Genomic DNA, 17247 nt, shown 5'->3' with positions numbered 1-17247 from the left:
CGCACGCACCGCCCGACGACACCCCGGCCACGTCCCACACACGGACGGTCACCGCCCACCCGTACGACACGCGCCGCCGCAGCACCCGCACCTACACTTTCGAAGGACAGCCCCGGCGCGACGGGAGGAGACCCCGATGCCCGACCGCAGCACGGCACGAGCCGCCCAGGCACCCGCCGTCACCGCCCCCCGGGACCTGCGCAACGTCGTCCTCATCGGCTCCAGCGGTGTGGGCAAGACCATGCTCGCCGAATCCCTCGCCCTCGCCGCCGGCGCCACCGGCCGGGCCGGTCGCGTCACCGACGGCACCACCGTCTCCGACCACGAGGACATCGAGCACCACCAGCAGCGCTCCGTCCAGCTCTCGCTGCTCCCGCTCGAATGGAAGGGCGTCAAGATCAACCTGATCGACCCGCCCGGCCACCCCGACTTCACCGCCGACCTGCGCGCCGCCCTGCACGCCGCCGACGCCGCCGTCTTCGTCGTCTCCGCCACCGACCCCGTCACCGCCCCCACCCGCGCACTCTGGCGCGAGTGCGCCGCCGAAGGCATCCCGCGCGCCATCGCCGTCGCCAAACTCGACCTCGCCCGCACCGGCTTCGACGACATCCTCACCGCCTGCCACGACGCCTTCGACCTGGGCCCCGACACCCTCCGCCCGCTCTTCCTGCCCGTCCTCCACGACGGCCGCCCCGACGGCAGCGTCGACCTGCTCACCGGCGACACCTACGGCCGGGCCGCCCCGCTGCCCGACACCGGGCCGGCCCACGACAGCCTCGTCGAGGCCATCTCCGGCCAGGACGACACGCTCATGGAGCGCTACCTCTCCGGCGACACCCTCGACACCGACGCCCTCGAAGCCGGCCTGCGCCGCGAAGTCCTCAGCTGCGCCCTCCACCCCGCCGTCCCCACCAGCGAGAACGGCCTCGGCGCCACCGAACTCCTCGACCTGATCGTCCACACCTTCCCCGACCCCGGCGAACGCACCCGCCCCGCCCCCGACTGCGACCCCGACGCCCCGCTCGCCGCCCAGGTCGTCTGCGTCACCGGCGACACCTACGTCGGCCGGATCAGCCTGCTGCGCCTGTACGCCGGCACCCTGCGTCCCGACACCCGCATCCACCTCGCCGGCCCCACCCACAGCGCCGACCAGAACGGCGACGAACGCGTCACCGCCCTCAGCAGCCCCTTCGGCAAGCTCCAGCGGCCCGTCCCGCACGCCGTCGCCGGCGACCTCGTCTGCATCGCCAAGCTCACCACCGCCCGCGCCGGCGACACCGTCCACGACCCCGGCCACCCCGTCGACCTCGCCGGCTGGGCCCTCCCCGAGCCCCTGCTCCCGATCGCCGTCGAAGCCCACAGCAAGGCCGACGACGACAAGCTCTCCCAGGCCCTCACCCGCCTCACCGCCGAGGACCCGGCCCTACGCCTCGAACAGAACCCCGACACCCACCAGCTCGTCCTCTGGTGCACCGGCGAGGCCCACGCCGAGGTCGTCCTCGACCGCCTGCGCACCCGGCACGGCGTCCACGTCGACACCGTCGAACCCCAGGTCGCCCTCCGCGAGACCTTCGGCACCGCCGCCGCCGGCCACGGCCGGCTCGTCAAGCAGTCCGGCGGCCACGGCCAGTACGCCATCTGCGACCTGGAGGTCGAACCCCTCCCGGCCGGCTCCGGCTTCGAGTTCCAGGAGCACGTCGTCGGCGGCGCCGTCCCCAAGCACTTCATCCCCTCCGTCGAGAAGGGCCTGCGCGCCCAGCTCGCCAAGGGCGTCGCCACCGGCCACCCGCTCGTCGACGTCCGGGTCACCCTCACCGACGGCAAGGCCCACTCCGTGGACTCCTCCGACGCGTCCTTCCAGGCCGCCGCCGCCCTCGCCCTGCGCGACGCCGCCGAACACGCCGTCATCCGGCTGCTCGAACCCGTCGCCGCCGTCGCCGTCCTGCTGCCCGACGACTACCTCGGCGCCGTACTCGGCGACCTCTCCGCCCGCCGCGGCCGCGTCCTCGGCACCGAGACCGGCGGCCCCGGCCTGACCCTGCTGCGCGCCGAGGTCCCCGAACTCGAACTCGTCCGCTACCCGGTCGACCTGCGCTCACTCACCCACGGCACCGCCGAGTTCTCCCGCGCCTACCTGCGCCACGAACCCATGCCGACCGCCCTGGCCACCCGCTACACCGACTGAGCGCCCTGCCGCCGCGGCAGCGCGCACGCCGCCGTACCCCCCGGCATCCGGTGCCGGTTGCGCGCCACCCAGCGGTACGCCAGGCCCGCCACCGGCCGCACCGGCGCCGACGCCAGCACCGCCCCCAGGTACGCCCACGCCCCGCCCGAACGCATCAGCAGCCGCGCCACCGCCTGCGCACCCCCGTACACCCGGCCCGTCGGCGTCACCCACAGCACCTCGCGCTCCGCCCGCTCCGCGGTCACCTCGCCCAGCCCGCCCGCGCGCGCGTCCAGCGCCGCCAGGTCCTCGAACTGGAACGGCACCGCGTCCCAGCCCCCCGAGGCCAGCGTCTGCCGCAGATAGCGCTCCGCCCACCGCACGCAGGACGAACAGAACGAACAGTCCCCGTCGAACACCAACACCGGATCCATCGCCCGGGCTCCCTTCCTGGCCGTCACGGCCATCCTGCACCACCCCGACGACCGCCGCCGACCGGGTATCGACCAGCCCGAAGCTGGGCATCATGCCTCTCAAGCCCAGGCGCGGCCCGATCGTGACGGCACTTCAGACGATCATGCGCGCGGCGACACCGCGGCACGATAACCTGCCGCTGACAAGGGGAGGAGGGGACGCCACCGTGACCACACTCGACATGACTCCGGGTGCGCAGATACCCCGCACCGACGCCGGGCCGCAAACCGGAGTCACCCCGGCGCTCTCCTCGGTCGCGTACCGCGACGGCAAGATCGAGGACTTCGTCGGCAAGGTCACCGCCGCGACCCACAAGAAGCCCCGGTTCAAACTCTTCGAGGCGAACCTCGGCGAGGCGTTCAGCGCCGCCGTCATCTCCCGCACCGTCGGTGCCGGGCGCAAGCCGATCGTGCCCTCGTTCGGCACCGACACCCGCCAGATCGTCGAACACTGCCTGGCCGCACAGGAGTTGCGGGCCGCGCGGGACCGCAAGCTCACCGTGGTCACCGTGCTCTTCGGCCTGCTCGCCCTGCCCGGCACCCTGATCTGGATCGGTGCGTTCTACCTGCGCATCTACCTCATGAAGGGCAAGGCCCTCCAGGACGAGCTCTACGGCGCCCTCGCGCTCCTGGCCGCAGCCGTGGTCTCCGTCCTGTTCCTCGTCAAGCCCCCCGCCCACGGCCCGCTCGGCGTCTACCTGCGCGTCGCCATGATCCCGCCCATCATCGGCGGGATCCTCGCCCGACGCATCGTGCTGCGCTCCACCAAGGAGCTCCGCGAGCGCTGGCTCGCCCTCGCCGAGGGCAGCTCCGTCGCCGCCACCGTCTCCAAGGCCGTCCCCCGCGACGACCTCGACAAGAAGGCCGTCGACCTGCGCGACAAGCTCGCCCGCATGGAGGCCGAGCAGGAGACCAACGTCCAGCACTACGCCGGTCCCAAGGGCATCCTCGGCGTCGGCAAGCGCTGGGGCGAATGGCGCCTGGTCGACGTGATGCGCCCCGCCGCGGGCCACTCCGACTTCCGCGCCTTCCACCCCTGGGACCTCGTCCGGAAGATCTCCTCGCACCTCAAGGGGCTCGCCGTCAGCGAGGTCGCCAACAGCGGGATGACCAACATCACGGTCAAGCAGTGGGCGGTCCTCGAAATCGGCGAGAACGCCGATGAGATCTCCCGCCCCGGCAACGCCGACATGGACGGCGACCGGATGCGCGACTTCGCCCTCCAGACCATCGCCGACAAGCAGACCTTCGCCGGCGGCGGCCCCCGGCACTACCTCGCCACCCAGTTCATCACCTTCGACGGCAAGCTGATCATCACCTTCACCGTCACCGTCACCCTGCTCGCCAACACCCTCACCGTCACCGTCGCCGGCTACGCGCTCGGCCCGGTCAACGGCGTCTTCTCCGACAAGCCCTCGGCCAAGGAGAAGACCGTCCAGAAGACCGGCAAGTTCTGGGAGGAGCGCACCGTCAAGCTCCCCCTGATCGACAACGACGAGGTGGTCCGCCAGGCCCTGCGCGCGCCGCTCACCCGCGCCCCCGGGCTGCTCTCCTGGCTCGGCGGCGGCCTGGGCCTGCCCGAGCCGTTCGGCTTCCGGCACGCCTGGGCGAGCCCGCCGTGGGGCAGCCGGTTCATGACCGACAACGCGCTCAACGCCTCCGTCCCGGTCCTCGGCGCCGTGCACGCCGCCACCCTGGAGTTCCTGGAGGAGCACGACCTGGACACCGACCGCTTCAAGAACCGCGCCTCGATCATCAAGTCCGAGGCCCAGGGCACCCGCCCGTACAAGGTCGACCAGTTCGAGTGACCACGGCCCGCGCACGCCGGAGGGGCCCGCCACCGACTCAGCGGTGACGGGCCCCTCCGGCGTTCCCGATCAGTCCTGCGGCCAGGCCTCGGCCAGCATCTTCCGGGTGTCCGCCAGCAGTTGCGGCAGCACCTTGGTGTGGCCGACCACCGGCATGAAGTTGGTGTCCCCGCCCCAGCGCGGCACCACGTGCTGGTGCAGGTGCGCCGCGATCCCGGCACCGGCCGCCGCGCCCTGGTTCATCCCGATGTTGAACCCGTGCGCCCCCGAGGCCGCCCGCAGCGCGGTCATCGCCCGCTTGGTGAAGTCGGCCAGCTCGGCCGTCTCCGCCTCGTCCAGGTCGGTGTAGTCCGCGACGTGCCGGTACGGGACCACCATCAAGTGGCCGCCGTTGTACGGGTACAGGTTCAGCACCGCGAACACGGCGCCGCCCCGGGCGATGACCAGCCCGTCCTCGTCGCTCAGCGCGGGGATCGAGCAGAATGGACAACCGTCGTCCGGAGCCGGACCGGTGGGCTTGTTCTCACCCTGGATGTAGGCCATCCGATGGGGGGTCCACAGGCGGCGGAAGCCGTCCGGCTCCCCGACGCCCCGCTGCAGTTCCGGCTCAGTCGTCATGCTGATCAGCATATTCGCCCAACGCTGCTTGCAAAGCCGCGCGGGGCGGACTCATCGAGAGCCCGCCCCGCGCGTGGTGGTCCGAAGGCGTCACACCTGGACGCGGTTCCTCACCGCGTCCACGATCTCGGCGACGGCGTCCGCCACCGGCACGCCGTTCTTCTGCTCGCCGTTGCGGTACCGGAAGGACACCGCGCCCGCCTCGACGTCGTCGTTGCCGGCGATCAGCATGTACGGAACCTTGCTCTTCTGAGCGTTCCTGATCTTCTTCTGCATGCGGTCGTCCGAGGTGTCCACCTCGACCCGGATCCCGTGCTTCTTCAGCCCGGCCGCGACCTCCAGCAGGTACGGCACGTGCTCGTCGGTGATCGGGATGCCGGTCACGGTGACCGGGGCCAGCCACGGCGGCATGGCGCCGGCGTAGTGCTCCAGCAGCACCGCGAAGAACCGCTCGATGCTGCCGAACAGCGCGCGGTGGATCATGACCGGCCGCTGGCGCGAGCCGTCCGCCGCCGTGTACTCGAGATCGAAACGCTCGGGGAGGTTGAAGTCGAGCTGGATCGTCGACATCTGCCAGGTCCGGCCGATCGCGTCGCGCGCCTGGACCGAGATCTTCGGGCCGTAGAAGGCCGCGCCGCCCGGGTCCGGCACCAGCGGCAGCCCCTGCTTCTCGGCCACGCTGGCGAGGACGGCGGTGGCCTCCTCCCAGGTCTCGTCCGAGCCGACGTACTTGACCGGGTCCTTGGTCGACAGCTCCAGGTAGAAGTCGGTCAGACCGTAGTCGCGCAGCAGGTTGAGCACGAAGGTCAGCGTCGAGTCGAGCTCCTCCGCCATCTGCTCGCGGGTGCAGTAGATGTGCGCGTCGTCCTGCGTGAAGCCGCGGGCGCGGGTCAGGCCGTGCACCACGCCGGACTTCTCGTAGCGGTACACCGTCCCGAACTCGAAGAGGCGCAGCGGCAGTTCACGGTACGAGCGGCCGCGCGCGTCGAAGATCAGGTTGTGCATCGGGCAGTTCATCGGCTTGAGGTAGTAGTCCACGCCCTCGTCGAGCTGCATGGGCGGGTACATACCGTCCGCGTACCAGTCGAGGTGGCCGCTCTTCTCGAAGAGCTTCCCCTTGGTGGCGTGCGGGGTGTAGACGAACTCGTAGCCCTCCTCCTCGTGCCGCTTGCGCGAGTAGTCCTCCATCGCCCGGCGGATGATGCCGCCCTTGGGGTGGAAGACGGCGAGGCCGGAGCCGATCTCCTCGGGGATGGAGAAGAGGTCGAGCTCGTTGCCGAGCTTGCGGTGGTCGCGCTTCTCGGCCTCGACCAGGAAGTCGAGGTGGGCCTTGAGCTCGTCCTTGGTGGGCCAGGCGGTCCCGTAGATGCGCTGCAGCATCGGGTTCTTCTCGCTGCCGCGCCAGTAGGCGGCCGCGTTGCGCATCAGCTTGAACGCCGGGATGTACCGGGTGCTGGGCAGGTGCGGGCCGCGGCAGAGGTCGCCCCAGCACTGCTCGCCGGTCTTGGCGTCCAGGTTGTCGTAGATGGTGAGCTCGCCGGCGCCGACCTCGACGTCGGCGCCCTCGCCGGCGGTGGCGGCGGAGCCCTTGAGGCCGATCAGCTCCAGCTTGTACGGCTCGGCGGCCAGCTCCTCGCGGGCGGACTCGTCGGTGACCACGCGGCGGGAGAACTTCTGCCCGCGCTTGATGATCTCCTGCATCCGCTTCTCGATGGCCTTGAGGTCATCGGGGTGGAAGGGCTTCTCGACGTCGAAGTCGTAGTAGAAGCCGTCCTTGACCGGCGGGCCGATGCCGAGCTTGGCCTCGGGGTAGAGCTGCTGCACGGCCTGCGCCATGACGTGCGCGGTGGAGTGGCGCAGGATGTCCAGGCCGTCCTTGCTGCCGATCGCGACCGGCTCGACCTCGTCGCCGTCCTGGACGGCGTACGCGAGGTCCTTGAGCTGGCCGCCGACGCGGGCGGCGATGATCGAGCGGTCGTCGGCGAAGAGCTCGGCGGCCGTAGTGCCCGTGGTCACCACGCGCTCTTCCCGATCGGGTTCGCGGTTGATGATTACCCGGACGTCCGTCACCGGTCTCTCCTGACGTGCTGGATTCAGAGGACGCAACACTGCGCTGCGCGTGACGATGGTACCGAGCGCGCCGACCCGGCCGCGCACCTACGCCCCCTCTCCCCCTTCCCCGAGGCCTCCGTCGAGCTCTTCCCCTAGTCCCTCGCCGAGGGACTTCAGCAGCCGCTCGCGGTCGGCGTCCTCCCAGCCGCACAGTTCCAGGCCCTGCGGCCGGGTGAGCCGGCGGAAGCCGCCGCGGCTCTCCAGCCGGCCGGCGACCCGGACCGGCAGGCCCGCGAGGTGGGCCTCGGCGGCGAGCCGGTAGTCGGGGTCGGGCAGGCGGAGCTTGAGTTCGCGGACTTCGGCGCCGCCGAGGACGCGCAGCCGCACCGCGCCCGGTCCGGCCGGGTCGGCGCGCTTGAGCCGGACGACCACGCCGACGACGGTGACGGCGACGGCGGGCTCGATCCGTTCGAGCAGTTCGGCGGCCTCGGTCAGGGCGGGCAGGTCGCCGGGCGAGAAGTCGAGGACGACCCGGCGGTCCCCGAAGCCGCCCGGGGTCCCCGCGGCGGCGGACCAGGCGACGGTCAACCGGGCCGCCGTCGCGCCGCGGACCAGGTCCTCCACGGACTGGACGAGTTCCCGGCTGACTCCGGCCTGGACGGCGTTCTCGAAGGCCTCGGGCCCCCCGCTGACCCGGCGGTAGTCGACGGCGTCGCGCAGTGCCTCCAGGGCGCGGACCAGGGTGGTGACGGCGGCCCGGCCCTCGGGCGCGGGGGTGTAGGCGGTGAGGGCGGCGCCCTGCTCGACGACCAGGACGCGGTCCAGGAAGTCCCCGGCGTGCGCGTCCAGCCGGGCGCCGAAGTAGGCGGCCGTGGCCCGGCCGGCCTTGGCCCCGGCGGCGAGCATCGCGCGGGCCGCCCGCTGGAGCTGCTCGGCGTCGTCCCAGGTGGCGGCCTCGGCGGGGCCGGCCGGCTCCCGGTGCCAACGCAGTTCGTCGCCGGGGACGGCCAGTGCGAGCAGGATGGCTCGGGCGGACGGGGTGGAGGAGCGGGACAGCGCGGTGACGGCGTCGGCGAGGAGGTCGACGGCGTCGTCGAAGCCGTCCCCGGCGGGGACGAGGACGCTGGTGCCGGACTCGTCGTCGGGCGGCGTCCAGCGGCCGTAGCGGGCGGCGGGGCCGCCTCGCCGGACCCAGCCGTGCCGGGCGAGCAGGGTGGCGAGCACCGCCGGGTCGACGGCGGCGGGGTCGGGCAGGGCCTGGACCGGCTCGCCGGGTGCGTGCGGCGGTGTCATGGGTGCTGCTCCTCGCTGCCGGGGGCCGGGACCGGGGCGGGCGGTCACGGGCTGCCACCCGCGCCGACCCGGGCCATGATGTCGCAGAGCGCGCGGTCGTCGAAGACCTTGCCGGTGGGGACCCGCACGTTGGTGCGCCGCTGTCCGGTGACCGGGTGGCCGGCCAGGTTGACCCAGTAACAGCAGTGCCGCAGTTCCAGCGCGTCCGGGCGGGCGTGCAGCCAGCGGTCGACCCGCCGCGGCAGCAGCATCACGACCAGGATGCGCGGCACGGCGACCCTCGCCCGGGCGAGCTTGCGCAGGTGGTCGTTGTCGAGGGTGAAGCTGAAGAACGGCCCGGTCGGATCGGCCGCGATCTGCTGGGTGGCCTTCAGCTGGATCTTGATGGTGACCTCGTCGTCCACCTCGTGCGCCCGGGAGCCGTGGCTGACCTGCCAGTCGATCCCGTTGTCCGGGAACGGCTGGGAGAGCGAGCAGCCGGCCGCAGCGGCGACCGCGTGCAGGTAGCCGACCTGCAGCGTCTCCATGCAGGCGGTGACCGCCAGGTTTCCCCGTAGAACGGCCGCCGCCTCCTCGGGCTGCGGCTGCGTCAGTGCCATCGCCCCGTGGCCTCCCCCTGCTCCGGGCCCGTCCGGATCGGAACGGCGGGCCCACGGGCAGGATCCCCGGTCGGGCTTGCGCCAAACGGTTGAACGGGTGTCAGAACCGGGTATCAACCGGGCGCGCGGAACGCTCGCCTGAGGGGCAGTCATGCAGCAGCACTGGTACACCGGCCCACTCGCCTCCTTCGACACCGAGACCACCGGCGTGGACGTCGAGTCCGATCGGATCGTCTCGGCCGCCCTGGTCGTCCAACTCGCCCCGGGTCGGCCGGTGCAGACCACCACCTGGCTCGCCGATCCGGGCGTCCCGATCCCGGACGGCGCCCGGGCGGTGCACGGCATCACCGACGAGCACGCCCGGACGCACGGCCGCCCGGTCGGCGCGGTGGTGGCGGAGGTCACCCGCGCGCTGGCGGACCAGGCGCGGGCCGGGCGCCCGGTGGTGGTGATGAACGCGCCGTACGACCTGACGCTGCTGGACCGGGAGCTGCGCCGCCATCACGGGCTGACGCTGACCGGCGGGGTGGGCACGGCCGGGCTGGTGGTGCTGGATCCGCGGGTGCTGGACAAGCACGTGGACCGCTACCGCAAGGGCCGTCGAACGCTGACCGACCTGTGCGCGCACTACGGCGTGGAGCTGGCCGGGGCGCACGACGCGGCGGCGGACGCGACGGCGGCGCTGGCGCTGACCCGGCGGATAGGCGCCCGCTACCCGGCGGCGCTGGGCGAACTGACGGCGGCGGAGCTACACCTGCGGCAGGCGGTCTGGCACGCGGCGCAGGCGCGGGGGCTGCAGAACTGGTTCGACCGGTCGGGGACGCCGGAGCGGGTGGACCCCTCCTGGCCGCTGCGGCCGGCCCGGTGCGGCTGCGGCCGCCGGCTGGAGCCCGAGCACGGCTGCGAGGCGGCGGCGTAGCGGCGGCCGGCAGGCGCCGGTCCCGAACGCGCCGCAGGCCCTGACCGGTTTCCTGGTCAGGGCCTGCGTGCTGTCCGGTGGGCGATACTGGGATCGAACCAGTGACCCCTTCGGTGTGAACGAAGTGCTCTCCCGCTGAGCTAATCGCCCGGGCAACGAGAAGAACTGTAGCACCATTTGGCGGTCGTCGTACAACTCGTCCCTTCCGGGTACTGCTGGCGCATCCGCAGAACTCGCGCTCCACGCGGAAGATGACTGAGCCTCAGTCGCATTCCGGATGGTTCTTCGGATGGATTCCGGAAATACACGTGAGGCCCAGCCGATAATCGGCTGGGCCTCACGTATCACAATGCATTCCGGTGGGCGATACTGGGATCGAACCAGTGACCCCTTCGGTGTGAACGAAGTGCTCTCCCGCTGAGCTAATCGCCCGGGTGCAGGGAAAACATTACCGCATCCCGGAGGGTGGTCCGAACACCCTGGTCACGGCAGCCCCCGGCCCCGGGCCGCTCAGCTCTCGCCCGCCGTCCAGGGGACGGCCAGGCCGTAGCGGGTGAAGTACCAGCCGCCGATCCCGACGACCGCGGCGAGGCCGATGGCGGTGACGGTGAGGTTGCGGCGGCGCACCCGCGGGTCCAGGGCGCGGTGGGCGGCCTCGGCGACCTTGCGGCGGCTCCACCGCAGCACCAGCCGGGCCCAGTCGAACTCGGTGGCCCAGACCCCCATGCCCAGGAAGATCACCACCCAGCCGGGGCCGGGCAGCGGCAGCATGATCACGCCGAGGACGACCACGGCGAGGCCGGCCAGGAAGATCGCCACCTGCCAGGTGAGGTGCAGCGGCCGCGAGCGGCGGACGAACGCCGGGGCGCGGGAGCCGGCCGCGTCATCCGCCGTGACCGGTTCACCCGATCCCGTGTTCTTGGCCGTCTTGTCGTTTCGCACAGTCATGCCAGGAAACTAACCAAGAAGCGGCCCGGTAATGCCCGACCGGGCCACTCCGGGATGATTCCGCAATGCGCCGTAAGGGGTACGACTCGCGCCCGAATCGGGACAGAGGGGTTTACATCGGGCTTGGGGGTGGGATGGTCCGTTCGCCGACGTGCGATTCCCCGAGCGCACACTGAGCGAAAGGCCATGGCGCTTATGAACACCACGGTCAGCTGCGAGCTGCACCTGCGCCTCATCGTGTCCAGCGAGTCCTCACTGCCCGTCCCCGCGGGCCTGCGCTACGACACCGCCGACCCCTACGCCGTGCACGCCACGTTCCACACGGGCGCCGACGAGACCGTGGAGTGGGTGTTCGCCCGAGATCTCCTCGCGGAGGGGCTGCACCGACCGACCGGTACCGGCGACGTCCGGGTCTGGCCGTCCCGCAGCCACGGGCAAGGGGTGGTCTGCATCGCGCTGAGCTCTCCGGAAGGAGAAGCCCTGCTCGAAGCCCCGGCCCGGGCGCTTGAGTCATTTCTCAAGCGGACGGACGCCGCGGTGCCCCCCGGCACCGAACACCGCCACTTCGACCTCGACCGGGAGCTGTCCCACATCCTCGCCGAAAGCTGATCCCGCCCGGAGGCGGTCACGCCCCGCCATCGGCGGGGTGGTACCTCCTGCCGTCACCGCTGCCGTCCTACTCGGGGGCACGGCAGCAACTCAGCCGCGCGCGACGCGGCCTCGGGGCCGGTGGACGGCCCGATCCCACCGGATCGGGTCCGCGACACTGCAGGCGCCCGGCAACGAGGCCGGCCATCCATACGGGTGGCCGGCCTCGCTGCCGGGCGCCCTCGGCATTTCGGGGGGTCCTTCGCGGGCCCGGCCGCCCGGACGCCGTCCGCTTCACGGCACTCTGACGGAATCCGTACACGCCTTCGAAAGAACCCGCCGCCCTTCCGCCGCACGGCCCGGTATGGTCTGGGGTAACCGTGGACGCGGGGTTCCGGAGTCCCCCTGCGCGAGGAGTCCCCAACGTGCTGATCACCCATGACACCGAGTGCGCGCTGAGCATCCTCGTCGAGCTGCTCAACACCGCGCCCGAGGTGTGCGGCACCGAGCGGCTGCCGGACGTGGCCGCGCTGGACGCCTTCGTGGTCGGCCAGGAGATCAGCGAGATCGACTCGCTCACCGAGAACGACCTGCGCAAGGTGCACGAGCTGCGCACCCGGCTGCGGGAGGTGTTCGGGACGGAGTCCACCGCCGAGGCCGCCGAACTGGTCAACCGGATCGTCGCGGCCGCCGGTACGACGCCGCGGCTGACCAACCACGACCACCACGACTGGCACATCCACTACTTCGCGCCGCACGCCGCGCTCGGCGACCACCTCGCCGCCGAGCTGGGCATGGCGCTGGCCTTCATCCTGATGGCGGGCGAGCGGGAGCGGTTGCGCCGGTGCGAGGCGCCGGACTGTGCCCGGGTCTTCGTGGACCTCTCCCGCAACCGCTCCCGGCGCTACTGCGACAGCCGCACCTGCGGCAACCGGCTGCACGTCGCCGCCTACCGGGCACGGCAGCGCTCGGCGGAGGCCGTGCCCTCCGCCTGACGCCGACCCCCGCGGGGGTTCGGATGCCGCGTTCGGATGCCGCTCAGATGCCGCGCTTGCGGAGGATCTCCTCGATGTCGGAGAAGTCGCCGAGGCCGTCGTCCCGCTTGCCCGCCGCGGGTTTGCCCGTCGCCGGCTTCTTCGGCGGGGTGGCCGCCACCGCCGGGCGCTCGGGCGCGGCACCGGCGGCCGCCGGGCGGTCCGGGGCGGCGTCCACGGCGCCCCGGCGGCCCACCCAGCGCGTCGTCACCAGCAGGAGCGCGGAGAGGCCGAGCAGCACGATGCCGGTCCAGACCCGGGGGTCGAACACCAGCCTCGTCGCCCAGTCGGCGAACTCGCTGCCGATCGTCCGGGCCACCGGGAACAGGCCGGTCAGGTAGAGCCCGGCGGGCACCAGGGCCACCGCGAACCAGCGGGTCGCGGACAGGAACCGCCGCCGGTAGGCCCGCAGGCCGGCCACGGCCACCCCGCCCGCCGTGAGCGCGAAGCTGGTCGCCGCCGTCAGCACGGCAGTACTCCTTCGCTTCCGGTCGTCCTGGTCATCACTGCCTCCCTGTCGGCCTTCGCAGGGGCGCACCGTCGGCCGGAGCGGGCGCCCACTAGTGAAACACTGGGGGAATGATCGATGGTTCCCTCCCCCGGCTCGAGTTCTGGTGCGACCTCCAGTGTCCGGACTGCCGCACCGCGCTGGACGACGTACGGGCGCTGCGCGCGCGGTACGGCGACGCGCTGCCCGTCGAGGTCCGCCACTTCCCGCTGGAGAAGCACAAGCACGCCTACGCGGCCGCGGAGGCCGCCGAGGAGGCGTTCGCGCAGGGGCTGGGCTGGCCGTTCGTGGAGGCGCTGCTGGCCCGGGTCGAGGAGTTGGACGCCCGCGGGCAGCAGGTGCTGCTGGAGGTGGCCCGGGCGGTCGGGGTGGACGTCGAGGAGGTCGACACCGCGCTGATCGACGGCCGGCACATGCTCACCGTGGACGCCGACCAGGCCGAGGGCCGGGCGATCGGGGTCACCGGTACGCCGACGTACGTGATCGGCGGGCAGCGGCTGGACGGCGGGCAGAGCCAGGACGGCCTGCGGGACCGCATCGTGGCCGCCATCGAGGCGGCGGCGGCTTCCTGACGTCATGTCGGGTCACAGCGGCTTTCCGTAGATGCGGTTGGTGACCCGGTAACCGAGCGAGGCGTAGAGGCGGATCGCGACCTCGTTCCCGGCGAACACGTTGAGGCCGAGGTCGCGCACGCCGGCGGCCAGGCACTCGCGCTCGGCGAACAGCATCAGCGTGCGGCCGTGGCCCCGGCCCCGGTGGGCCGGGGACACCTCGACGGTCATCACCCAGGCGAGCGGCCCGCCGTTCGGCAGGTCGCGCCGGTGGAAGTCCACCCAGAGCGAGCCGAGCGGCTCGGCTTCACCGTCCGCGCGCAGGCGGCGCAGAGCGACGCCCGGGCTGTCGGCGCCCTGCGGGAGCTGGCGCTGGTGGTCCAGGTGGGACCTGGCGCGGGCCTGCTCCTCGCTGAGTCCGGACTCCACGAGCGAGCGGAGGTAACCCCGGGCGGCCCGGTCGAGCCAGGCCTGGAACTCCGGGGGCTCGATCCGGTCGGCGGTGATGCCGGCGGGCAGGGCGGGGGCGGTGGTCAGCCGCTTGGCCAGGTTCCGCATCCGCTCGGTGTAGCCGAGGGTGGTGGCGAGCCCCCGGGCGATCCGCGCCGTCTCGGGGATGTTGGCGTCCACCCGGGTGCAGTCCCAGTTGCGCAGCACCTCCTCCGCGGCCAGCGCGCCGAACGTGCCGCGGCCCCGACCGCGGCCTTCCCTGACCTCCAACTCCGATATCTCGCCCCAGAGTTGGCTGCCGTGCGGGATGGCGGTGGTGCGCAGCGCGCCGACCTGGCGGCCGTTGGCGCAGATCTGCCAGCGCCTGGTGCGGCCGCCGGCGTCGGTGGGTGTCTCCGGGCCCTCGGGGCGCAGCGTCGTGGTCATGTGGTGGTCCCTTCCCCGCGCCCGGGCCCCTATGCCCTGGTTGCCGCTTCGGGGATCACGGGTCGAGGTCGTCGCCGCTGCGTTCGGCGAAGACGGCCATGGCCTTGGCGGTGACGGGGCCGATGCCGGGCAGCTCGCGGTCGTCCACCCGGGTCACGGCCTGGACGTCACGGGTGGTGGAGGTGAGGAAGACCTCGTCGGCGTCCCGGAGGGCGCTGAGCGGCAGGTCGTTCTCCTCGGCACCGCACCAGTCGACGACCAGCTGACGGGTGATGCCGGCCAGGCAGCCGGAGCCGAGGGTGGGGGTGAGCAGGCGACCGCCGAGGACGACGAAGACGTTGGAGCCGGTGCCCTCGCAGAGCAGGCCGGCGGTGTTGGCGAGCAGGGCCTCCGAGGCGCCGGCGCGGTGGGCGGCGGCCAGGGCGACGACGTTCTCGGCGTACGAGGTGGTCTTGAGGCCTGCGACAGCGCTGTGCTCGTTGCGGCGCCACGGGACGACGGCGGCGGCGGTCTCGTCGGGGCGGCGGTTGATCGCGCCGAGGGCGACGACGAGGGTGGGGCCTGCGGTGCCGCGCTCGGAGCCGAGCGGTGAGGTGCCGCCGGTGTAGGTGACGCGCAGGCGGCCGAGCGGGGCCGGGTTGGCGGCGAGGACCTGGGCGCAGGCCTCGCGGACCAGGTCGTGGTCCGGGTCGGGCAGGCCGAGGCCGCGGGCGGAGCGGGTGAGCCGGTCGAGGTGCCGGGTGACCGCGAAGGCCCGGCCGTCGGTGGCCTTCATGGTCTCGAACACCCCGTCGCCGGTGGTGAGTCCGTGGTCGAGGACCGAGACGGCGGCGTCGGCGGAGTCGACGAGCGCCCCGTTGACCCAGCTCGTGGTCGGGTTCTGCATCGAGGGCTGCTCCTAGGACGAGGTGGGGGCGGGGCGGTTCATGCGCCCGTCGGGTCGATATCGCTGCCCGACGCTATCGCGACCAGGCGGGCGGCCTTCAGTTCGGTTTCCGCCCACTCGCGGTCGGGGTCGGAGCCCCAGGTGATGCCGGCGCCGGTGCCGAAGCGCAGCACGGGCGCCTCGGGGTCGGTCCGGTCGAGCCAGAAGGTGCGGATGCCGACGGCGAGTTCGCCCTCGCCGCGGTCGGCGTCGACCCAGCCGACGGCGCCGCAGTACGGGCCGCGCGGGGCGGTCTCCAGGGCGTCGATGATCCGCAGGGCGCTGGACTTGGGGGCGCCGGTGACGGAGCCGGGCGGGAAGGTGGCGGCGAGCAGCTCGGGCCAGCCGGCGCCCTCGCGCAGGGTGCCCTCGACGGTGGACACCAGGTGGACCAGGCCGGGGTGCTTCTCGACGGCGCACAGGTCGGGGACGGTGACGCTGCCGGTCGCGCAGACCTGCCCGAGGTCGTTGCGGACCAGGTCCACGATCATCACGTTCTCGGCGTGGTCCTTGTCGAGGAGGTCGTCCTCGGTGCGGCCGGTGCCCTTGATCGGGCCGGAGGAGACGGTGCGGCCGGCGCGGCGCAGGTACAGCTCGGGCGAGGCGGTGGCGATCTCGACACCGTACGCGGGCAGGCGGATGGTGCCGGCGTAGGGGGCGGGGTTGCCGTGGGCGAGGAGGCCGGTGAGGGCGTCGACGTCGCTGCGGGCCGGGTCGGGCAGCGGTGCGGACAGCACGCGGCAGAGGTTCGCCTGGTAGACCTCGCCGGCGGCTATGTGTTCACGGATGCGGCGTACGCCCGCGGTGTAGGCGGAGCGGTCCAGGGAGCTGTGCCAGTCGCCGGCCCCCGGTCCGCGCCAGCCGGCGCCCGAGGGCGGCGCGGGGGCGGGGCGGACGTCGTCGAAGCGGGCGCAGGTCAGCCGGCCCTCGAAGTCGTAGGCGACGGCCCAGTAGCCGGTGGAGTCCAGGGCGGCCGGGTCCGAGGTGACGTCGCGCAGCCCGGTGGCCAGGCGGCCGCCGAAGCGGGCGAGCGGGGTGCTGGGTTCGGTGGGGCCGGACACGGTTCTCCTGCGCGGTGGTGCTGGGCGGCGGTGCCTGAAGTGTAGGTCCGGGGTGCGGGCCCGGCGCGGGGGTGTGACGCAGGGGCGTGAGCAGCGCCCGGCGTCGCGCGGGTGTGCGCCGGGTGGCCTGCGGATGATCGTCCGGAAGCGCCGCAGGTGGCGGCCGGTGGCCGGGCCGAGGGGTCGGCGGGGAGGCGCTCGGTGGGCATCCCATCGGCACGCTGCGGGAACGGATTTTTAGCTGGCCCGGGAATCCGCTAGAGTTCAACACGTCGCCAGGGAGCGCAGCCGAAGAAAAGCGGTGAAGGTCCCGGGAGACAGGCGGACGTGGCTCAGTTGGTAGAGCATCACCTTGCCAAGGTGAGGGTCGCGAGTTCGAATCTCGTCGTCCGCTCGATGGAGAACAGTGTAAGATCGTTCTTCGTGTGTTGCCTGGTGGAGTGGCCGAGAGGCGAGGCAACGGCCTGCAAAGCCGTGTACACGGGTTCAAATCCCGTCTCCACCTCCGAGAGGTTCGACCGGTTCCGACCGGAAGACCTCCCCGCGCGATTAGCTCAGCGGGAGAGCACTACCTTGACACGGTAGGGGTCACTGGTTCAATCCCAGTATCGCGCACGTCGGATCCTTCGGGGTCTGCTGCAGGACCGCCACACCAGGCGCGATTAGCTCAGCGGGAGAGCACTACCTTGACACGGTAGGGGTCACTGGTTCAATCCCAGTATCGCGCACGTCGGGTCCTTCGGGGTCTGCTGCAGGACCGCCACACCAGGCGCGATTAGCTCAGCGGGAGAGCACTACCTTGACACGGTAGGGGTCACTGGTTCAATCCC

General features: G+C 72.5%; 16 protein-coding genes and 6 tRNA genes. 10 read left to right on the top strand and 12 right to left on the bottom strand.

Annotated features, from left to right (window positions below):
* Window positions 1-136: 136 nt before the first annotated feature.
* Window positions 137-2185: an elongation factor G-like protein EF-G2 gene (locus tag AB0O82_RS13120; protein WP_363583058.1), complete on the top strand. Its 2049-nt coding sequence runs from the start codon at window positions 137-139 to the stop codon at window positions 2183-2185.
* Here AB0O82_RS13120 and AB0O82_RS13115 read toward each other — a convergent pair.
* On the bottom strand, window positions 2173-2598 hold the full coding sequence (locus AB0O82_RS13115; protein ID WP_363583056.1) for a DUF393 domain-containing protein: 426 nt from the start codon (window positions 2596-2598) through the stop codon (window positions 2173-2175). The two genes, AB0O82_RS13120 and AB0O82_RS13115, sit on opposite strands and share 13 nt — an antisense overlap.
* A 206-nt stretch (window positions 2599-2804) precedes the next feature.
* Between AB0O82_RS13115 and AB0O82_RS13110 the strand changes: the two genes are divergently transcribed.
* Complete coding sequence (locus AB0O82_RS13110; RefSeq protein ID WP_363583054.1) at window positions 2805-4445, top strand: hypothetical protein; 1641 nt, start codon at window positions 2805-2807, stop codon at window positions 4443-4445.
* Between the two features lie 69 nt (window positions 4446-4514).
* Here AB0O82_RS13110 and AB0O82_RS13105 read toward each other — a convergent pair whose 3' ends face one another.
* From AB0O82_RS13105 to AB0O82_RS13090, 4 genes are all read right to left on the bottom strand, one after another.
* Window positions 4515-5075 (bottom strand): HIT domain-containing protein, encoded by a 561-nt coding sequence (locus AB0O82_RS13105; protein WP_363583052.1) that lies wholly within the window; start codon window positions 5073-5075, stop codon window positions 4515-4517.
* Window positions 5076-5153: 78 nt separating this feature from the next.
* Window positions 5154-7133, bottom strand: coding sequence for a threonine--tRNA ligase (thrS, locus tag AB0O82_RS13100; protein ID WP_363583050.1), 1980 nt, complete (start codon window positions 7131-7133; stop codon window positions 5154-5156).
* Window positions 7134-7220: 87 nt separating this feature from the next.
* Window positions 7221-8408 (bottom strand): hypothetical protein, encoded by a 1188-nt coding sequence (locus AB0O82_RS13095; protein WP_363583048.1) that lies wholly within the window; start codon window positions 8406-8408, stop codon window positions 7221-7223.
* Window positions 8409-8452: 44 nt separating this feature from the next.
* Window positions 8453-9007 carry a DUF4365 domain-containing protein gene (locus tag AB0O82_RS13090; protein WP_363583046.1) on the bottom strand — a complete coding sequence of 185 codons (555 nt, stop codon included), beginning with the start codon at window positions 9005-9007 and terminating at the stop codon, window positions 8453-8455.
* A 151-nt stretch (window positions 9008-9158) separates the two neighbouring features.
* Here AB0O82_RS13090 and AB0O82_RS13085 point away from each other — a divergent pair, with 151 nt between their 5' ends.
* A complete protein-coding gene (locus tag AB0O82_RS13085; RefSeq protein WP_363583044.1) occupies window positions 9159-9926 on the top strand; it encodes an exonuclease domain-containing protein in 768 nt (255 codons plus the stop codon).
* 78 nt (window positions 9927-10004) lie between these two features.
* On the opposite strand, the gene AB0O82_RS13080 is transcribed toward AB0O82_RS13085, so the two are convergent.
* From AB0O82_RS13080 to AB0O82_RS13070, 3 genes are all read right to left on the bottom strand, one after another.
* Window positions 10005-10076, bottom strand: a tRNA-Val gene (locus tag AB0O82_RS13080).
* Between the two features lie 210 nt (window positions 10077-10286).
* Window positions 10287-10358, bottom strand: a tRNA-Val gene (locus AB0O82_RS13075).
* A gap of 78 nt (window positions 10359-10436) precedes the next feature.
* On the bottom strand, window positions 10437-10874 hold the full coding sequence (locus AB0O82_RS13070) for a TIGR02611 family protein (RefSeq protein WP_363583042.1): 438 nt from the start codon (window positions 10872-10874) through the stop codon (window positions 10437-10439).
* Between the two features lie 195 nt (window positions 10875-11069).
* Here AB0O82_RS13070 and AB0O82_RS13065 point away from each other — a divergent pair, with 195 nt between their 5' ends.
* Together AB0O82_RS13065 and AB0O82_RS13060 are read left to right on the top strand one after the other, a co-directional pair.
* Complete coding sequence (locus AB0O82_RS13065) at window positions 11070-11483, top strand: SsgA family sporulation/cell division regulator (RefSeq protein ID WP_030056266.1); 414 nt, start codon at window positions 11070-11072, stop codon at window positions 11481-11483.
* Between the two features lie 404 nt (window positions 11484-11887).
* The gene (locus AB0O82_RS13060; protein WP_063346822.1) at window positions 11888-12457 is read left to right on the top strand and encodes a CGNR zinc finger domain-containing protein; all 570 of its coding nucleotides are present in this window, start codon (window positions 11888-11890) and stop codon (window positions 12455-12457) included.
* 43 nt (window positions 12458-12500) lie between these two features.
* Here the strand turns inward: AB0O82_RS13060 and AB0O82_RS13055 are convergent, their stop codons facing one another.
* Window positions 12501-12965 (bottom strand): hypothetical protein, encoded by a 465-nt coding sequence (locus AB0O82_RS13055; protein ID WP_363583040.1) that lies wholly within the window; start codon window positions 12963-12965, stop codon window positions 12501-12503.
* A 110-nt stretch (window positions 12966-13075) separates the two neighbouring features.
* Here AB0O82_RS13055 and AB0O82_RS13050 point away from each other — a divergent pair, with 110 nt between their 5' ends.
* Window positions 13076-13576: a DsbA family protein gene (locus AB0O82_RS13050; RefSeq protein ID WP_363583038.1), complete on the top strand. Its 501-nt coding sequence runs from the start codon at window positions 13076-13078 to the stop codon at window positions 13574-13576.
* A 12-nt stretch (window positions 13577-13588) separates the two neighbouring features.
* On the opposite strand, the gene AB0O82_RS13045 is transcribed toward AB0O82_RS13050, so the two are convergent.
* The 3 genes from AB0O82_RS13045 to AB0O82_RS13035 are packed head-to-tail and all read right to left on the bottom strand — an operon-like array spanning window position 13589 to window position 16417.
* On the bottom strand, window positions 13589-14431 hold the full coding sequence (locus AB0O82_RS13045; RefSeq protein ID WP_363583037.1) for a GNAT family N-acetyltransferase: 843 nt from the start codon (window positions 14429-14431) through the stop codon (window positions 13589-13591).
* 55 nt (window positions 14432-14486) lie between these two features.
* Complete coding sequence (locus AB0O82_RS13040; RefSeq protein WP_363583035.1) at window positions 14487-15317, bottom strand: aminodeoxychorismate lyase; 831 nt, start codon at window positions 15315-15317, stop codon at window positions 14487-14489.
* Between the two features lie 38 nt (window positions 15318-15355).
* A complete protein-coding gene (locus AB0O82_RS13035) occupies window positions 15356-16417 on the bottom strand; it encodes a chorismate-binding protein (RefSeq protein WP_363583033.1) in 1062 nt (353 codons plus the stop codon).
* A gap of 321 nt (window positions 16418-16738) precedes the next feature.
* Between AB0O82_RS13035 and AB0O82_RS13030 the strand changes: the two genes are divergently transcribed.
* The 4 genes from AB0O82_RS13030 to AB0O82_RS13015 all read left to right on the top strand — a co-directional run bounded on the left by AB0O82_RS13030 (window position 16739) and on the right by AB0O82_RS13015 (window position 17145).
* Window positions 16739-16811, top strand: a tRNA-Gly gene (locus AB0O82_RS13030).
* Between the two features lie 40 nt (window positions 16812-16851).
* Window positions 16852-16922 (top strand) — tRNA-Cys (locus AB0O82_RS13025).
* Between the two features lie 38 nt (window positions 16923-16960).
* Window positions 16961-17032: transfer RNA gene (locus AB0O82_RS13020), tRNA-Val, on the top strand.
* Window positions 17033-17073: 41 nt separating this feature from the next.
* Window positions 17074-17145, top strand: a tRNA-Val gene (locus AB0O82_RS13015).
* Window positions 17146-17247 lie beyond the last annotated feature (102 nt).

The sequence above is a fragment of the Kitasatospora sp. NPDC088264 genome, from assembly GCF_040685715.1.
GTDB lineage: Bacteria > Actinomycetota > Actinomycetes > Streptomycetales > Streptomycetaceae > Kitasatospora.
The sequence above is the reverse complement of the archived record's forward strand: the minus strand, read 5'-3'. Positions and strand labels throughout refer to the sequence as shown.